This window comes from Allochromatium palmeri (assembly GCF_009720725.1).
GTDB classification, from domain to species: domain Bacteria; phylum Pseudomonadota; class Gammaproteobacteria; order Chromatiales; family Chromatiaceae; genus Thermochromatium; species Thermochromatium palmeri.
In genome coordinates this window covers 1-18,200 of sequence record NZ_WNKT01000020.1, presented here as the reverse complement: position 1 = coordinate 18,200, position 18,200 = coordinate 1, and the positions used below count along the sequence as shown (strand labels likewise).

The 18,200-nt window shown below is 63.3% G+C and carries 17 protein-coding genes; 3 read left to right on the top strand and 14 right to left on the bottom strand.

The window, feature by feature from the left end:
* The first annotated feature begins 105 nt into the window (after positions 1 to 105).
* Together GJ668_RS10590 and GJ668_RS10585 are read left to right on the top strand one after the other, a co-directional pair.
* Complete coding sequence (locus GJ668_RS10590; protein ID WP_155450120.1) at positions 106 to 1,425, top strand: SPOR domain-containing protein; 1,320 nt, start codon at positions 106 to 108, stop codon at positions 1,423 to 1,425.
* A gap of 115 nt (positions 1,426 to 1,540) precedes the next feature.
* A complete protein-coding gene (locus tag GJ668_RS10585; protein WP_155450119.1) occupies positions 1,541 to 1,867 on the top strand; it encodes a hypothetical protein in 327 nt (108 codons plus the stop codon).
* A gap of 35 nt (positions 1,868 to 1,902) precedes the next feature.
* Here the strand turns inward: GJ668_RS10585 and GJ668_RS10580 are convergent, their stop codons facing one another.
* The 13 genes from GJ668_RS10580 to GJ668_RS10520 form a co-directional block, all read right to left on the bottom strand.
* Positions 1,903 to 2,394: a hypothetical protein gene (locus GJ668_RS10580; protein ID WP_155450118.1), complete on the bottom strand. Its 492-nt coding sequence runs from the start codon at positions 2,392 to 2,394 to the stop codon at positions 1,903 to 1,905.
* A 9-nt stretch (positions 2,395 to 2,403) separates the two neighbouring features.
* Complete coding sequence (locus GJ668_RS10575) at positions 2,404 to 4,089, bottom strand: ATP-binding protein (protein WP_155450117.1); 1,686 nt, start codon at positions 4,087 to 4,089, stop codon at positions 2,404 to 2,406.
* Between the two features lie 162 nt (positions 4,090 to 4,251).
* Entirely contained in the window at positions 4,252 to 6,351 is a 2,100-nt protein-coding gene (pnp, locus tag GJ668_RS10570) for a polyribonucleotide nucleotidyltransferase (RefSeq protein WP_186343031.1), read from the bottom strand.
* Between the two features lie 195 nt (positions 6,352 to 6,546).
* The gene (gene rpsO / locus GJ668_RS10565) at positions 6,547 to 6,816 is read right to left on the bottom strand and encodes a 30S ribosomal protein S15 (protein ID WP_155450116.1); all 270 of its coding nucleotides are present in this window, start codon (positions 6,814 to 6,816) and stop codon (positions 6,547 to 6,549) included.
* A 117-nt stretch (positions 6,817 to 6,933) separates the two neighbouring features.
* A complete protein-coding gene (truB, locus tag GJ668_RS10560; RefSeq protein ID WP_155450115.1) occupies positions 6,934 to 7,851 on the bottom strand; it encodes a tRNA pseudouridine(55) synthase TruB in 918 nt (305 codons plus the stop codon).
* A gap of 4 nt (positions 7,852 to 7,855) precedes the next feature.
* Positions 7,856 to 8,239 carry a 30S ribosome-binding factor RbfA gene (rbfA, locus tag GJ668_RS10555; RefSeq protein WP_186343030.1) on the bottom strand — a complete coding sequence of 128 codons (384 nt, stop codon included), beginning with the start codon at positions 8,237 to 8,239 and terminating at the stop codon, positions 7,856 to 7,858.
* Positions 8,236 to 10,989: a translation initiation factor IF-2 gene (gene infB, locus GJ668_RS10550; RefSeq protein WP_155450114.1), complete on the bottom strand. Its 2,754-nt coding sequence runs from the start codon at positions 10,987 to 10,989 to the stop codon at positions 8,236 to 8,238. The genes rbfA and infB overlap by 4 nt, the downstream gene beginning before the upstream one ends.
* A gap of 18 nt (positions 10,990 to 11,007) precedes the next feature.
* Positions 11,008 to 12,510 (bottom strand): transcription termination factor NusA, encoded by a 1,503-nt coding sequence (gene nusA / locus GJ668_RS10545; RefSeq protein WP_155450113.1) that lies wholly within the window; start codon positions 12,508 to 12,510, stop codon positions 11,008 to 11,010.
* A gap of 49 nt (positions 12,511 to 12,559) precedes the next feature.
* Complete coding sequence (rimP, locus tag GJ668_RS10540; RefSeq protein ID WP_155450112.1) at positions 12,560 to 13,045, bottom strand: ribosome maturation factor RimP; 486 nt, start codon at positions 13,043 to 13,045, stop codon at positions 12,560 to 12,562.
* Between the two features lie 278 nt (positions 13,046 to 13,323).
* A complete protein-coding gene (locus GJ668_RS10535; RefSeq protein WP_155450111.1) occupies positions 13,324 to 14,145 on the bottom strand; it encodes a hypothetical protein in 822 nt (273 codons plus the stop codon).
* 89 nt (positions 14,146 to 14,234) lie between these two features.
* On the bottom strand, positions 14,235 to 14,975 hold the full coding sequence (locus GJ668_RS10530; RefSeq protein WP_155450110.1) for an S-methyl-5'-thioinosine phosphorylase: 741 nt from the start codon (positions 14,973 to 14,975) through the stop codon (positions 14,235 to 14,237).
* Positions 14,976 to 15,060: 85 nt separating this feature from the next.
* Entirely contained in the window at positions 15,061 to 15,567 is a 507-nt protein-coding gene (locus GJ668_RS10525; protein ID WP_343032204.1) for a hypothetical protein, read from the bottom strand.
* 10 nt (positions 15,568 to 15,577) lie between these two features.
* Complete coding sequence (locus GJ668_RS10520) at positions 15,578 to 16,348, bottom strand: HesA/MoeB/ThiF family protein (protein WP_155450109.1); 771 nt, start codon at positions 16,346 to 16,348, stop codon at positions 15,578 to 15,580.
* 93 nt (positions 16,349 to 16,441) lie between these two features.
* Here GJ668_RS10520 and argH point away from each other — a divergent pair, with 93 nt between their 5' ends.
* Positions 16,442 to 17,851 carry an argininosuccinate lyase gene (gene argH, locus GJ668_RS10515; RefSeq protein ID WP_155450108.1) on the top strand — a complete coding sequence of 470 codons (1,410 nt, stop codon included), beginning with the start codon at positions 16,442 to 16,444 and terminating at the stop codon, positions 17,849 to 17,851.
* A gap of 55 nt (positions 17,852 to 17,906) precedes the next feature.
* Here the strand turns inward: argH and GJ668_RS10510 are convergent.
* Positions 17,907 to 18,200, bottom strand: a 294-nt coding sequence (locus GJ668_RS10510) for a transposase (protein ID WP_186343029.1), incomplete at its 5' end; no start/stop codon positions are given.

Below are 18,200 nucleotides of genomic sequence, written 5' to 3'. Positions count from 1 at the left end.
TTTTGCGGTTGCGGCATGGTTTGCACTCCTGGACGGACTGCTCTAGAGTTCGGGGCACACGCGGTTCATCGATACTGACAGGGTTATAGCTTCGAGAAGCGTCCAATGGACAAGACAGAAACGGCCCAGCCGGACTCAGCGAGCCAGACCACGGCGACGACCAACATGGACGGCGCAACTGACGCCCCCCAAACCACGAGCGGCCCAGAGCGTTCAGGTGGCGCGGCCGATGTGCTCCAACGCTATCTCAAGGCGCAGGCCACGCAGATCTCCCGGATTGCGGCCAGTCTCAATCAGCATCGACAGGACGTGCAGAAACTCGAGGTCGCGCTGATCGCACGCATCGCCGATGTCGACGACGACCGGCGTCATGCCGCCACACGCTTGCAACGCACCCTTCAGACACAGCGCGATGAACTCGACGAGCGTCTGAAACGCCAAGGCTCGCTCATGGCGATGCTGCTCTTGGTGTTCAGCCTGCTGGTCGCCGGTACCCTGGTCTTCTTCCTATTCAAGCTCAATGCCACGCAGGAAGCGTTCGAGACGCAGATCAGCGATCTGCAACAGACGCTGGAGCAGATCGAGCCAGCGTCGCTAACTGAACCCGATCCACAAACGCACGCACAACTCGAACGGCTGTCGGCGGCGCTGGCCGGAATCTCCAAGTCCATTGAGCGTCTCAGCGAGGAGGCGACCACGACTCCGCTGGATCTCGACCTGCATCTCGAACCTGAACCAACGCTCCCGGCGGCCCAACCCGAGCCGGAACCTGAGCCAGAACCTGAGATTGAGCCCGCACCGGAAGCAGAAACGGCTGCGGAATTAGAGACAGCGCCGGTTGTGCCAACAGCCATATCGCCCGCACTCGATCCAGAACCTGAGCTGGAGTCCGAGCCAGAGCCAGAGCCAGAACCAGAACCATTGGTGCCGGACGCCGCGCCCAGCGAACCCGCCACCGAGCAACCACCGGCCGAGCTGGAGCCGACGCCCGCGAGCACCGAAGTTGAATCTTCGCCTGTCGAACAAGAAACGCCGCTCGTCGAGGACGCGCCATCCGCGCCCAATCCAGAGGAGGCCGCCGTCCCGGCCACAGCGGACTCAAGCGCGTTCGATCCGCGCTCACTGATGATCAATTCGGTCCCGGTCGGCGACCGACCGTTCACAATACAGTTGATCGGTTTTCATACCTTGCAGGCACTTGAGGATTTCGCAGCGGACAGTGCGCTGCCGATGGTCTATTACTATCGCGAGGAAACCTATCAGGGACGCCCCTGGTTCGTCTTGATCTACAGTCTGCACCAGACCCGCGAAGACGCCGAGGCCGTCGTCGCCAAACTGCCACCCGAGTTGGCCAATCTGAACATCTGGATCCGCCGGCTCAAGCCTGAAACGGAACTCTTCGAGGTGCGGCGTCTCGGGAGCTGAGTGCGTCCGCCGGGCAGATAACGATTTCGCGGACCTGTGCTCGGTTTGGACGCTGAGGTCTGGATATACTCGTCATCCAACGCCCCCGGCTCATCGTGTCACGGAGCTTCTGCCCATGGCCAAACAGTTCCAGAAAACCAGTGTTCAATTCGACAGCGACCTGGATGCCATCCTCGATCGCGTCTATGGCAACAAATCCGATTCGACCTTCGATCGTTCACGCACGGCCATCCCGCAAGCCTTCAAACGCAATGAACAGGGCTCAAAAGAGTTGAAGGACGCGCTCACCGAGCTACGCAACCGACGCGAACGCGCCCAGGGCAGCATGCGCATGCAGGAGGAAATCGACTATCTGCGCGAGCAGATCGATGCGCTCCGAGACCTGAGCAATGAAATCGATCGACTGCGCCAGCACATCGGGGTCGGAGCGGGCCGAAGCTGAGTCCGGATAACTGCAACGATCACGACCGGAGCCGCTCAGGGCGCGCTCTGAAATCGAAAGGGCGCGGCAAGTAGTCCGTCCGGCGTCTGGATCAACACGCGCGCCTCCCAGGTCATGCGCTCGCTGGTACAGACCGGGATCATGCCATGTCCGGCATAGCGCCCGTCTCCGAGTGCTTCCAGCGTCACGCGGTTGAAGCCCATGTACATTTCGACGCCAACGAAGTCGACTTCGACCGACTCGGCCATGAGTCCCGAGAGTTCGACTTCGAAACGCAAGGGAGCTGCGACCGGGATGGTGCGCGGCTCAATGCCGAAGCGCACCCGCCCACCGCTGCCGAAGCGCGATTCGCACGGCTCGGCGCGCAGATTACAGCGCGGATCGAGCGGTGCGATTTGAGACAGCGACGGATGCAACAGCGGCCAGACGTGATGGACAATGGTGAACAGCGAGCCGAGCAGCAGCACGGCGCCAAGTCCCACCCAGAGCCAGAGCCAGCGCACCCGCTGGCGATGATTAACCGCCAACGACTTCACTCACCGCACCTGCCGCCACCAGTGGTCGATGATATCGGCCACGTCCAGATCCTCGGGGCCATCCATCCAACTCTGGGAGAGCGGCGCATCGTTGCTCGCCGGCGGCGGATCAGGCCGATAGCCCTGGATACGCACCGGAAGCATGGCGGCATCGCCCACGGCCAGCACCTCGCCGCGACGCAGCGATGAAAGCATGTCCGCCAGGTTCTTCGCGCCCTCAGGCAGCAGGCGGCGCACATACTCCTGGTCATCAGCGTTGGAGATGCGCAGACAGAGATAGTTACCGCATTGCGAGAGCACAGTCTCGGAGAGTTCGGTTGGACGCTGGCTGACGATACAGAGCGTCACGCCGTACTTGCGCCCTTCCTTGGCGATGCGCTCCATCGAGCGCCGCGTACCGACGAAGCGGGTATCGGACTCGCGTGGAATGTACTGATGCGCCTCCTCGCACACCAGCAGCAGTGGGAATTCGTGCCGACGCGGATTCCAGTAGTTGAACTCATAGGCCAGCCGGCCAATCTGGGCCGAGATCACCGGACGCAGATCGACCGGGATCGGACTGAGATCGATCACGGTCACCTGACGCTTGGGCTCGCCCAGTCCGACAAAATCGCGCAACAGTCCTTCCAGGCTGGCCGAACTTCTGTTCTTGCGCGGGTGCATGAAGAAGTCATAGCGCCCATCGTTGTAGAGCGACAGAAAACGCACCAGAAAATCGTCGAAGGCACCGAACAGCGGCCCCTTGACCTTGCCGAATTCGAGCTTTTCCTCGTTGGCCTTCTTGAAGCACTGATAAAGCTCGTCGATCGGAAAATAGACCGGTGAATCGACCGAAAGCCGGTCGATGCCGGCATGCTGATTGGACTGCTTGCGCAGTTTGTAGACGGTTTCGCGCAGAAAGGCGATCTGGAGCGTGGCATTGGCATCCGCGCGATCGATGAACAGATCGACCAGTTCCGAATAGGTCAGCAGCCAATAGGGAATCTCCAACTCGCGCGCATCGAGATAGCGCGCCGTGCCGGGTGGAAAGATGCCCTCGACGGTACCATCAGCGCGCTTCCAGCCATATTCGCCATGCAGATCGAGCAGCACGATGTGCGAGCGCGGCATGGTCTTGACCACGCACTGCATCAGACTTGCAAGCGTCCAGGATTTGCCGGCGCCCGACTGGCCGAGGATGGCCAGATGCCGCCCGAACAGGGCTGTCGGCTCCAGGGTCGCCTTGAGTGCCGGGCGCACCGACAGGCGTCCAAGCTCCAGCGCCACCTGGGCCTGGCGTGACAGTAGACCTGACAGACGTGTCGTCGGAATCAGATGCACGGCCGCACCGACCACCGGATAGCGGCTCACGCCGGGTTCGAGCCGGCCTTCGTCGTTGATCTCGCCGAGCGCGGTCAGCTCCAGCCGGCGCTCGCGCACGGTCACCTGACGCGGTGCGGCATTGGCCTCGCCCTTGACGGCGCGCGTGCCGACGGCTTCCTCATGACTGCGGGCGATTTCGGCGAGAATGTGTCCGGCACGGTCCTTGATCTCGACCAGGCTGCCCAACTGGCCGACCGGAAGCGACTCGTCCTCGATGCTTTTGGCGGAAGGGAAGCCGTCCTCGGACGGATAGAGCGTGGCGATCAAACGCCCGCCCTGGATGTCGATGACGCGACCGATGAGCGTGGGATCTGGCGTGGACATGAAAACCGAACTCCCTGTGGCTGGGTGGGAGTTCGATTATCGCGCGATTGTCCGCGATGTGTCGCGAGCTGGCGTGGATCGATCGACATCCGGGTCGACGGAATGGCCAGCACTGTGACGATTCCATCGACTCGGCGGGCCGAATCGCGATGAGGAGCGGTCTTATTCGCCCGGTTCGACCGCCTTCATGCTCAGACGGATACGGCCCTGCTTGTCGACTTCCAGCACCTTCACGCGCACCACGTCACCTTCCTTGAGCTTGTCGCTGACCGACTGCACGCGCTCCTCGCAGATCTGCGAGATGTGCACCAGACCGTCGCGTCCTGGCAGAATGGTGACGAAGGCGCCGAAATCCATCAAGCGCGCAACCTTGCCCTCGTAGACCTTGCCGACTTCGACATCGGCCGTGATCAGACGAATGCGGCGCTTGGCCTCTTCGCCGGCGGCCTTGACCACCGAGAAAATCTTGACCACGCCATCGTCGTTGATGTCGATGGTCGCGCCCGTCTCCTCGGTGATGGCGCGGATGACCGAGCCGCCCTTGCCGATGACGTCGCGGATCTTCTCGGGATGGATCTTGAGCTCGATGATGCGCGGGGCATGTTCGGACATCTCGATGCGATGCGAGTCGATGACCTTGTTCATCTCGCCGAGGATGTGCAGGCGGCCGTCTTTGGCCTGCGCCAGCGCGATCTCCATGATCTCCTTGGTGATGCCCTCGATCTTGATGTCCATCTGCAGCGCATTGATACCGGTGGCGGTACCCGCGACCTTGAAGTCCATGTCGCCGAGATGATCCTCGTCGCCCATGATGTCGGTGAGGACGGCAAAGCGCTCGTCTTCCTTGATCAGACCCATGGCGACACCGGCCACCGGCGCCTTGATCGGCACGCCTGCGTCCATCAGCGCCAGACTGGTGCCGCAGACACTGGCCATGGAGCTGGAGCCGTTGGACTCGGTGATCTCGGAGACCACGCGCACCGAATAGGGGAATTCCTCGATGCTCGGCATCACCGCCAGCACGCCGCGCTTGGCCAGACGTCCGTGACCGATCTCGCGCCGCTTGGGGCTGCCGACACGACCGATCTCGCCGACGCAGAAGGGCGGGAAGTTGTAGTGCAGCATGAAGTGCTCGCGCCGCTCGCCTTCCAGCGCATCGATGATCTGCGAATCACGCTCGGTGCCGAGCGTAGTGATGACCATCGCCTGGGTCTCGCCGCGCGTGAACAGCGACGAGCCGTGGGTGCGCGGCAGCACGCCGGTGCGAATGGTGATCGGACGCACGGTCTTGGTGTCGCGTCCGTCGATACGCGGCTCACCGGCCAGGATCGACTCACGCACCGTACTCGACTCCAGTGCCTCGATGGCGGCCTTGACCTGGGACTCGGTCCAGGCCGGTGTCTCGCCGGCGCAGAGTTGCTCGATGATGGCGGTACGCGCGGTGCCGAGCGCGACATAGCGCGCCTGCTTTTCCTTGATGCGGTAGGCGGCCGCGATTGCATCGCCACCGGCCAGACGCACAGCCTCGGTCAGAACCGGGTTGGCCACATGCGGCGTCCACTCCATCGCCGGCTTGCCGGCTTCGGCGGCCAGCTCGCGGATCGCTTCGATCACGACCTGCATCTGCTCGTGCCCGAACAGCACCGCACCGAGCATGATGTCTTCCGACAGACCACGGGCCTCGGACTCGACCATGAGCACGGCCTTGTCGGTGCCCGCTACGACCAGATCCAGATCCGAATCCGGATTGAGACCGGTCATGGCCGGATTGAGGATGTATTCGCCGTTTTTGTAGCCGACCCGCGCGGCAGCGATCGGCCCATTGAAGGGCGCACCGGAGAGCGCGAGCGCGGCCGAGGCGCCGATCAGCGCCGGCACTTCGGGATTGACCGCCGGGTTCAGCGACTTGACGGTGGCAATGATCTGCACTTCATTGCAGAAGCCCTCGACGAACAGCGGACGGATCGGACGGTCGATCAGACGCGCGGTGAGGATTTCACCCTCGCTCGGACGGCCCTCGCGCCGAAAAAAGCCGCCGGGAATGCGTCCGGCGGCGTAGGTCTTTTCCTGGTACTCAACCGTCAGGGGCAGGAAGTCGCGCTCCGCGCCCGGTCGCTTGTCGACCACGACCGTCACGAGGACCACGGTGTCATCCATGCTGACCATGACAGCACCATCGGCCTGGCGCGCGATCTCGCCCGTCTCCAGCCTGACGGTCTGGTTTCCGAATTGGAACTGCTTAACGATAGGGGTGGGAATCACAGATAAATCCTCGGGGTGTTTGGGCCGCCGGCGCGACGGACCCGGGTGCACTCCAAACCTTCGGCTCGGGCCAGCGAGAACGGGGATGGCAGCGCGGGGCTGTCGGCTCGCGGTGCGTCCAACAGGACGCACCAGGGGGCGGACGAACGAGCGACCGGCGGCCGACCACCCGTTCGCCGGGGCGCGAGGCGGATGTTAGCGACGCAGACCCAGGCGCGCGATCAGATCGCGATAGCGGTCGAGATCCTTGCGCTTGAGATAGTCGAGCAGTTTACGCCGGGAGTTGACCATGCGCACCAGGCCACGACGTGAGTGGTGGTCCTGCTTGTGCTCTTTGAAATGGTCGGTCAGTTGCAGGATGCGCGCCGTCAGCAGCGCGACCTGGACCTCAGGCGAACCCGTGTCGCGCTCGGCGCGCGCGTATTCGTCGACAACCTTCTTCTTGTCAGCCGCAGTCATTGTCATTGGAGAGTTCCTCGAAATGGTTGATGCACAAAAAATAAAAGACCTGTGTCAGACGAACCATCCCCAACAATGACTTCAGGGATGGTTCCATTCAGGTCGGACATGGAGACGAATGAATCAAATCAATCGTTTGGGTTGGACTTTTCCGTCGTCGCGGATCTCGCCGACACCCAAAAAGTGCGACGAGGGATCATAGAGCCGGACCAGACCGTCGGTCGGCGCCTGGGGCACCAGCACCGCCTGACCCTGCCCGAGATAAAACGCCGTATCCGCCGAGAGCTTCAGCGCCGGGCAGTGCCCGAGCGCGCTGTCGAGCGGCAGCAGCAGGGCGTCGAGCGCGGCGAAATCCTCGGCTTCGGCGAGCGCGGCGATCTGTTCGCCGGTGACGAAGGTCACATCAGGCTCAGCATAGGGACCGACACCGGTCCGGCGCAGCGCGCTCACATAGGCACCACAGCCCAGCTCACGACCGATGTCCTCGGCCAGGGTGCGGACATAGGTGCCCTTGGAACAATGCACGTCGAGCTCGATTTCGGGCAAGTCCATCGACAGCAGTTCAAGCGCATGGATCTCGATTTGACGCGGCTGGCGCTCGACTTCCAGGCCCTGGCGCGCCAACTGATAAAGGCGCTGACCCTGATGCTTGACCGCCGAGTACATCGGCGGCAGCTGATCGATGGAGCCAAGAAAGCCGGTCAGGACATCGCGCAGACGCGCCTCAGTCACGCCATCGATCGGCGCCCGCTCCAGCACCTCGCCCTCGGCATCCCCGGTGGCGGTGGTCTCGCCCAGACGCACACGCACGCGATAACGCTTGTCGGCATCCAGCAGGAAGGCAGAGAACTTGGTCGAATCACCCAGGCAACAGGGCAGCAGTCCGGTGGCCAGCGGATCCAGACTCCCGGTATGCCCCGCCTTGGCGGCGCGATAATAGCGCTTGACCCGTTGCAGGGCGTCGTTCGAGGACAGACCGAGCGGCTTGTCCAGCAGCAGGATCCCGGTCACGGGGCGTCCCGAGTTACGGCGGCGTCCCATGATCTCAGTGCTCCTCTTCGCTCGCGGGTCGATCCTGAGCGACGGCTTGTTCGATCAGGCTGGACAGATGCTCGCCCTGCGCGATCGATTCATCATAGACAAAGTGCAGCTGCGGCATGATCCGCAGGCGCACTTCCTGTGCCAGGGCATGGCGCAGAAACCCGGCGAGCTGCTTGTTGAGCAGTCGTTCCTGGGCCTGAGTGTCTTCGTCAGACGGGAAACAGGTGAAATAAACCTTGGCATGGGCCAGGTCGCGCGTCACCCGTACCTCGTGCACCGTGATGTTAGCCAGACGCGGATCCTTGACCTGATCGCGCACCAGCACCGCGAGCGCGCGCTTCATCTCGGCACCGATACGCTCGGTGCGGTCGAATTCACGCTGGTTCACAGGACACGAGCCCGCTCGGTGCGCTCGAAGACCTCGATCTGGTCGCCGGGCTGCACGTCGTTGTAGTTCTTCACGCCGATACCGCACTCGGTGCCATGCTTGACCTCAGGGACGTCGTCCTTGAAGCGGCGCAGCGATTCGAGCGCGCCCTCGTAGACCACGACATTGTTGCGCAGCACGCGAATCGGATTGTTGCGCTTGATGACGCCCTCGACCACCATACAGCCGGCCACCGCTCCGAACTTGGACGAGCGGAACACATCGCGCACCTCGGCCAGACCGATGATCTCTTCGGTGACGATCGGACTCAGCAGACCCGAGATCGCCTGCTTCACCTCATCGATCAGCTCGTAGATGATGCTGTAGTAGCGCAGATCCAGGCCCTTCTCTTCGACCACGCGGCGCGCGGCGGCGTCGGCACGAACATTGAAGCCGAGCAGGATGGCGTTGGAGGTCACCGCCAGGTTGGCATCGGACTCGGTGAGTCCGCCTACACCCGAAGCGACGATCGCGACCTTGACCTCGTCGTTGGTGAGCTTGAGCAGGCTCTCTCGGAGCGCTTCCAGACTGCCCTGCACGTCGGCCTTGAGAATGAGGTTGACCGCCTTTTGCTCGCCGTCCTTGAGCTGGGTGAAGAGCTGATCGAGGCTCACACCGCGCTGCTCGTCGAAACGGCTCTGACGCGAACGGGCGGCGCGGAACTCGGCGACCTCGCGTGCGCGGCGCTCATCGCTGACGGTGATGACGTCGTCACCCGCGTTCGGCGTGCCCGAGAGACCCAGCACCTGCACCGGAATCGAGGGACCGGCCGACTCAACCGGCGCGCCCGCTTCGTCGAACATCGCGCGCACACGGCCATATTCGCCGCCCGAGACGATGATGTCACCGCGCCGGAGCGTACCGGACTGCACCAGCACCGTCGCCACCGGGCCGCGACCCTTGTCGAGACTCGACTCGACGATGGCGCCGCGCGCCGGGCCGGAGACCGGGGCCTTGAGTTCGAGCACTTCGGCCTGGAGCAGGATGGCATCGAGCAGCTCGTCGATGCCGGTTCCGGCTTTCGCCGAGACCTTGACCATCATGGTGTCGCCGCCCCACTCCTCGGTCAGCACCTCGTACTGGGTCAGCTCCTGCATCACCTTGTCGGGGTTGGCCTCGGGCTTGTCCACCTTATTGATAGCCACGATCAGCGGTACGCCAGCGGCGCGCGCATGCTGAATGGCTTCGGCCGTCTGCGGCATGACGCCGTCGTCGGCAGCCACCACCAGGATGACGATGTCGGTGACCTTGGCGCCACGGGCACGCATGGCCGAGAAGGCCGCGTGGCCTGGGGTGTCGAGGAAGGACACCGTACCCTTGTCGGTCTCGACGTGATAGGCGCCGATGTGCTGGGTGATGCCGCCGGCCTCGCCGGAGGCGACACGGGTGCGACGGATGTAGTCGAGCAGCGAGGTCTTGCCGTGGTCGACGTGGCCCATGATGGTGACCACGGGCGGACGCGACAAGGACTCGAACTGGCCCTCCTGCTCTTCCATCTCGTCGAGCAGGGTACCCTCGGCATCGCGTTCGTCGGCGACCAGTGCCCTGTGGCCCATCTCTTCGACCACCAGGATCGCCGTGTCACGGTCAAGACTCTGGTTGATGGTGACCATCATGCCCTGCTTGAACAGCTCCTTGATGACCACGGACGCCTTGACCGACATCCGATTGGCCAGATCGGCCACCGTGATGTTCTCAGGGATCTCGACCTCGCGCGTGACCGGCGATGTGGGACGCTGGAAGACGTGCTTGTCCTGGAGCTGCGGCTTGGAGGATTTCTTGCGTCGCCGTGGACCGCGACCACCGCCGGCGCCCTCGACGTCTTCGTAATCGCCACGACCGGCCGCCGCGACATCGCGAACACGCACCGGCGCAGCCTCCTTGCGGACGACCTTCTTGACCGGGCGTTCCTTTTCCTTCTCGACGGATTCGGCGGCCTTTTTGACGGCTTTCTTCGGCTTGGCGGATTCGGTGCGACGTGCCGGGGTTTCAGGCACGTCGGTATCCGTCACGGCTTCGGCGACGTCAGACGTATCCGATGCCTTGCTCACCTGACGCTCGGCGGCTTCACGCTCGGCCTGCAGGCGTGCATCTTCTTCAGCTCGACGACGCGCTTCTGCGGCCTGACGACGCTCTTCCTCGGCGCGTACTTCTTCCGCACGAGCAATGCGTTCTTGTTCTTCCTGCTCGGCCAGACGACGTGCCTCCTGCTCAGCACGCATGGCTTCCAGGGCGGCGCGGCGACGTGACTCATCGATCACGGCACTGGTGGCCGCCGCGCGCTCGCGGCCGGCGCGGCTGCGATCATTGGACTGCCGGCGTGGCGCGGGCGTAGTTCCCGTAGCCGGCTCGTCAGCACGCTTGACATAGGTGCGCTTGCGCCGGACTTCGACACTGACGGTCTTGCCACCGCCACGCGGGGTCGGCGCCGGTCGCGAGCCAGGCGGGTTGGTGCGCGGCGCCGCGGTTGGAACGCGCAGCTCGCTGACCGATTTGCGCTTGATGGTGACCTGATCGGGCGCACCATCCGCCGCACCTTCGTCCTTGCCGTGACTGCGGCGCAGATAACCGAGGAGTTGGATCTTTTCCTGCTCCGTCAAGGTGGCATCCGCGCCACTGGCGCTGATGCCAGCCTCTTTCAACTGGGTTAGGAGTCGCTCGACCGGAATGCCGACCGTTGAGGCGAGTTGCTTGACCGTGACTTCACTCATGGACTGACCTTTGTACCTCTATTCCTCTGGGGCATTCGCGAACAATGGCTCGCGCGCCTGCATGATCAAACGGGCGGCCCGCTCCTCGTCCATCCCCTCAATTTCCATGAGGTCATCGACCGCGAGGTCGGCGAGATCTTCCAGGGTCGCGATACCGCGCTCGGCGAGCGTCTCAACGAGTTCTTCGTCCATGCCCTTCAGCGCCGACAGACTCGGACCACTGACTTCGTCGACTTCTTCGGTGGCGATGGCGCGCGTAACCAGCACGTCATTGGCGCGCTCGCGCAACAGCTCGATGGTCTCTTCGTCGAGTTCATCGATGGCGCGCATTTCATCAAGCGGCACATAGGCCACCTCGTCGACGCTCGAAAAACCTTCTTCGACCAGGAGCGCCGCCAGCCCCTCGTCGATGCCTAACTGATCCATGAACACCTGAGCCGAGCGATTGGCTTCCTGCTCGCTCTTCGTGGCCGCGTCCTGTTCGTTCATGACGTTGAGTTCCCAGCCGCTCAACTGGGTGGCCAGACGCACGTTCTGGCCGAAACGGCCGATGGCCTGGGCCAGATTCTCTTCCTTGACGGCGACATCCATGCTACGCGCTTCCTCGTCGATGACGATGGAGACGACATCCGCCGGCGACATGGCATTGATGACGAATTGTGCCGGGTTCTCATCCCACAGGATGATGTCGACCCGCTCACCATTGAGTTCGTTGGAGACGGCCTGCACGCGCGAACCGCGCATGCCGACACAGGCGCCGACCGGATCGATGCGCGGATCGCGCGTGCGCACCGCGATCTTGGCGCGCACGCCTGGATCACGCGCCGCACCCAGGATCTCGATCAGTCCTTCGCCGACCTCGGGCACTTCGAGCTTGAAGAGTTCGATCAACAGCTCAGGCGCGGTGCGGCTGACAAACAGCTGCGGCCCCTTCTGCTCGGAGCGCACATCATAGAGATAGCCGCGCAGCCGATCACCTGGGCGCACCGATTCGCGCGGGATGACATGATCGCGCGGGATGAACGCCTCGGCGTTGTTGCCGAGATCGAGCAGGATGGTGTTGCGCTCGGCTTTCTTGACGATGCCGGTGACGAGCTGACCCTTGCGCGAAGCAAAAGCGTCGACGATCTTGGCGCGCTCGGCATCGCGCACTTTCTGCACGATGACCTGCTTGGCGGTCTGGGCGGCGATGCGGCCGAAGAGTTCGGACTCGATCTCTTCTTCCATGAAATCGCCGAGACCGAGATGAGGCTCCAGGATCGCCGCCGCCGAGGCCGTGATCTGACGCGACGGCGCCTCCAGCACCTCACCGTCTTCGGGATCGGAGACGATCTCCCAGCGCCGGAAACTGTGATAGTTGCCCGTCTTGCGGTCGATGGATACGCGCACGTCGATCTCGCCGCCATGCTTCTTACGGGTCGCTGAGGCGAGCGCCGCCTCGATCGCCTCGAAGATCACGCCTTCGGGGACGTCCTTCTCGTTAGAGACGGCTTCAACGACATTTAAGATCTCTTTGCTCATTCCACCAATATCCAGCTTGAACTGCGGCCAGAGTGAAAAACGATAGTCGTCATCGCGGATTGGAGTCCCGAGACGCGCGAAAATCAGGAATCAGTCGGGCCGATTCGAGACTCGTCAGAGGAATCTCCCAGTCACGCCCCTCGGCCTGCAGCTTGACGACACCGGGCGGCTCCAATCCCAGGAGCAGGCCGTCGAGCTTGCGCCGCCCCTCGACTTTTTCAGCCAGACGGAGCCGCACCCTGGAACCGGCAAAGCGCTCGAAGTGCTCGGCGAACACCAGGGGGCGATCCAAACCGGGTGAGGAGACTTCCAGATCGTACTGATCGGAGATCGGATCCTCGACATCCAGCACGCCGCTGAATTGATGGCTGACCGCTGTACAGTCATCGAGCGTGATGCCGTGCTCATGATCGATATAGATCCGCAGCGTCGCCCCGCCGCCCTTCTGGAAGTATTCGACGCCAACCAGCTCATAGCCCAGAGGCTCGATGACGCGACGCGCCAGAAGTGTGAGTTGGCTGTCAGCCGGCTGCATGTTTTGCGCCCCGTAGAAACAAAAATTGGGCCATAGGCCCAACCGCTAACCCTGCTCGAACGTCCAAAAGGCCGATCGGCGCCATTTTGCGAGCGATAAAAAAACCCCATAACGGGGTCTCATGACGACGACACAGGATAATATCTGGATCCGCCTTCTCCTTAAGAGAGGGAACTATACGCGCGAACCCGGATGATTTCAAGGACCACCGCGATGCGGCGGTCGGATGCGCTCTGGATCGCACGCCCCGCTCGGGGGCGCGCGATCAGTCTGCCCAATCAGCGCGGCGGACCATAGACGCCCGGCGCATAACCCGGAGCATAGCCAGGCATATACCCTGGCGCGTAACCGGGATAACCGTAGGGAGCGGCCATGGGCATGGCCTCACGCCTCTGCTCCCAATACTGACGCATCCGCTGGTCGGCCTCGCGACGCATGGCCTCGTATTGAGCCATCATCTCGGCGCGCTGCTGCTGACGCATAGCCGCCCAGTCGTTGGCCGACATTCCGGCCGCTGGTGCCGATTCGACCGGGGCTGGCATTGCCGGAGCCGGCGCAACGGGTGCAGGCTGAGACGCCACCGGTGCCGACATCTGGAGACGGCTGGGCTGAGCGGACGGTGCCTCAGCAACCTGAGCCGGGGCGGCCTTCTCGACTGGCGCCGGGGCGGTCTTCTCGGCTGGAGCTGGAGCCGGCTCGCTGGCCGGCTTCATGGCCACAGCGGCATAGGTGGCTGGTGGCGGCGGCGCGGCCTTGGATACCTCTGTCTGATCGCTCACGAGCGCGCGCGTGAAGGCGGCTGATTCGGTCTGAGCCACCGGCTTGGCGGTCTCGGCCGGCGGAGCCTCCTCGGTCTTGGCGACCTCGACCGGCTCAGCGGCGCCTTCTTCCTGGTCGGAGAAGCCTGGGATCGATGACAGTGAAATCGGACTCAGCTTAGCGACTGAGTCAAGCAGCGATGAGGCCGTGGTTCCACCGCCCTCACGATCGACCGAGCTGAGATAGACATAGCCAAAGGCGATGACTGCACCCCAAAGGATGAGTTTCGGAAACCACCCGAGGCCGGAGCGAGACGGTTTTTGTTCTTCCGAGCTAGCCATTCTGTATTACTCCCGCGGAGAGACGCGCATGTTGTAGATGTTCGATCAGTGTTTGGACCAATGTCCGTCGAGTCCCGGCCCTGAATACTTCAGTCAGTGACCGCTATGGTCTCCAGAACCGCCAACACCCGATCGACGCACAAGGCCAGATTTTCCTCGATCTCCTTCATGGTAATAATGCTGCCACTCTTACCGGCGGCCCAATTGACGACGAAGGCCAGGCTGGCATAACAGAGACCGAGTTCGCGCGCGAGACTCGTCTCGGGCATCCCAGTCATGCCAACCATGTCGCATCCATCCCGTTCATAGCGCCGGATCTCGGCGGCCGTCTCCAGTCGCGGTCCCTGAGTCGCGCCATAGGTTCCCTGCGCAATCGCGACCTCGCCCACGCGCGTGCAGGCTTCGATCAGCGCCTGGCGCAATGACTCGCAGTAGGGTTCGGTGAGGTCGATGTGATCGACACCGCCCGAGATTCCGTCATGGATCGTGTGCTCGCGTCCGTGGGTGTAATCGATGACCTGATCCGGGACTGCCAGCACGCCTGGACCGAAGTCCGGCGTGATCCCGCCGACGGCGGCCAGCCCGATGACACGCTCGGCGCCCGAGTCGCGCAGCGCCCAGAGATTCGCGCGATAGTTGATGCGATGCGGCGGCAGATGATGCGACGGCCCATGGCGCGGCAGAAAGAGCACCTCGCGCTCGGCGAGCCGCCCGCGCGTCACCGGAGCCGAGGTCGCGCCATAGGGCGTCTCGACCGGCTTGGATTCGAGCAATGTCAGAGACGGCAGGCTCGTGAAACCCGAGCCACCGATGATCGCGAGAAGACCCATGCACCCACCACAACGGTAAAGCTCTAAAGTCTACCGGAGACGGCGCGCGAAACCAAACCCGCGAATCTGCCGCCAGATGTCGCTGTCAAGGCACTGCCGGGCGCGGAAACCGCGCGATGACCCAGGCCGGGAGCCTGGCCTGATTGGCGTGATAGAGCGCGTCGGACTCGATCATGACCAGCACCAGCAGCGTGACCATCATCGGCAGGATACCGATGCCGATCACGAGCGCGATGGCGGCTTCCTTGATCATGAGTCCATTGGCGTAGCCCAACCCGCCCAGCCCTGCCACGACCAGCAGCAGACCCAGCATCGCCATGAAGATCCGGCTGCGGCGCGCGCACAGCTGCCAGTGACACATTACATACCAGGAATCACGCTGGCGCGACCGGCGCGCGCGCCAGAGCGTATAACCGAGAATGCCGAAGGAGACGAGCGGCACGATCATCATGGCCCAGGGGAGGCTGCCGAAGAGTCCGCCGAGCGCGACAGCCATCAGGATATGGTTGCCGACCAGATTGGTGAGAAACAGCTCGTGCGGGATGTTGGCCTGTTTGATCTCGGCCGGACTGACGTCACAGTGGATAGACACGGTCGGCTCCTCAGAGGGCGGTGGAGGGTCTGACGTTGGCGGATCCGGCGCACACCGGACAGGCGGGATCGGGACGCAGCCGGACTTCGCGCCATTCCATCCGCGCTGCGTCGAGCAGGAGCAGGCGCCCGAACAGCGGCGTGCCGAGTCCGGTCAGGATTTTGATCGCCTCGGCGGCCTGGATACTGCCGATGATCCCGACCAGCGGCGCCAGCACGCCATTGGCGGTGCAGGTCTCGTCACTGGTGCCTTCGTCGGGATAGAGACACCGATAGCAGGGACCGCCCGGCTGGCCGCTGAAGGCCGTCACCTGCCCTTCCAGCCGAATAGCCGCGCCTGAGACGAGCGGGACACGCGCGGCCTGACAGGCGGCGTTGACGGCAAAGCGAGTGGCGAAGTTGTCGCTGCATTCGACGACGAGATCCACCTCGGCGACCTGCTCGGCCAGGTTTTCGGGTGTGAGCGAGGTCTCGACCGTGACCAGTTCGACGCCTGGATTGAGCGCCCGGAGTGCATGACGGGCCGATTCGGCCTTGGTCTGGCCGAGGCGATCCGTGGTATGCAGGATCTGACGTTGCAGATTGGACAGATCGACGCGGTCGAAATCGGCCAACAGCAAGCGCCCCACCCCAGCCGCCGCCATATAGAGCGCCACCGGCGAGCCGAGTCCGCCGAGTCCGACGACCAGCACGCTGGACTCGCGCAAACGCTCCTGGCCCTCGATGCCGAACTGGGGCAGCAGGATCTGGCGGCTGTAGCGCAGCAGGTCGTCGTCGGTCATGAAGGCTCACTCAGGGCGGAACATGGCACGCATGTTAGGACGCGGCCGGCCTCAGTGTAAAATCATTCCCTTTTGCAGCCGTTGGACCCTTCCATGTCAGACTCGAATTCATCCGCCAAGCCCTGGGCGGGGCGCTTCAATGCCCCGACCGATGCCTTTGTCGAAGCCTTCACCGCCTCGGTCGACTTCGACCGCCGGCTCTATCGCTACGACATCCAGGGCTCGATCGCCCATGCCACCATGCTCGCGCGTCAGGGCATCCTGACCGAGGCCGAGCGCGACGCCATCGTCGCTGGCTTGGAACGGGTGCGTGCACGCATCGACGCCGGTGAATTCGAATGGTCGATCCCGCTCGAAGACGTGCACATGAACATCGAATCGGCGCTGACCGCTGACATCGGCGACGCGGGCAAGAAGCTCCACACCGGACGCTCGCGCAACGATCAGGTCGCCACCGATGTGCGTCTGTGGCTGCGCGACGAGATCGATACCATCCGCGCCGAGATCCTCCGTCTGCAAACCGCGCTGCTGGATCTGGCTGAGCGCGAGGCCGACACCATCCTGCCCGGTTTCACCCATCTCCAGGTCGCCCAGCCGATCACCTTCGGTCATCACATGCTGGCCTGGTTCGAGATGCTGGAGCGCGACCGCGAGCGTCTGGCCGACTGTCGACGTCGCATGAATGTCCTGCCGCTCGGCGCCGCCGCGCTGGCCGGGACCACCTACCCCATCGACCGTCACTACACGGCCGAGCGGCTCGGCTTCGACCGCCCGGCCGAGAACTCGCTCGACGCGGTCTCGGATCGCGACTTCGCCATCGAGTTCACGGCGGACGCGGCCATCCTGATGATGCATCTGTCGCGTTTCTCCGAAGAACTGATCCTGTGGTCCTCGGCCCAGTTCGGCTTTGTCGAACTCTCGGACAGCTTCTGCACCGGCTCCTCGATCATGCCGCAGAAGAAGAACCCCGACGTGCCGGAACTGGTACGCGGCAAGAGCGGACGCATCTTTGGTCATCTGATGGGGTTGCTGACCCTGATGAAGTCCCAGCCGCTGGCCTACAACAAGGACAATCAGGAAGACAAGGAGCCGCTGTTCGACACCGTCGACAATCTCAAAGGCTCGCTCAAGGTCTATGCCGACATGATGGCGCATGTCAGTTGCAACCGCGAGCGGATGCGCGCCGCCGCCAAGCAGGGGTTCAGCACCGCGACCGATCTGGCCGATTATCTGGTGCGCCGGGGCATCCCCTTTCGCGACGCGCATGAGATCGTCGGCAAGGCCGTAGCGCTCGGCGTGCGCGAGGGGCGTGATCTGGCCGAGCTGACGCTCGATGAACTGCGCCAGTTCTCGGACGCCATTACAGACGATGTCTTCGCCGTGCTGACGCTCGAAGGCTCGGTCGCCGCGCGCGATCATATTGGTGGCACCGCACCGGCCCAGGTGCGCGCAGCGATCGTGCGTGGACGCCAGCGGCTGGCCGAGTCGGCGCAGGGCGCTTGAATAGCGAGCATTGACACGGATCACGACCGTTGCGCGTTCCAACGCTAAACCTCGACTAGGCCGGGATGCGTAATTTCTCTTCCTCTGGATCGAGCGTAGTTTTGGTCCAGAGTCGGTCAGCGATGGCGAAGGGATCGGCATTGATGGTGTGAACAAAGTGGTTGACCCGTTGAACCAATTCCTCGGCCGTGGCGTGACAATGATGGTAGGTGACCTCCTCGCGTAACCATCGCCACAGCGCTTCCACCGGCATGAAGTCTGGGCTATAGGCGGGCAACGGTTGGAGGGTGATCGACAGCTCCTGAGCGAGCTCGCGCACGGCCCCGGCGCGATGATAGGAGGCGCCATC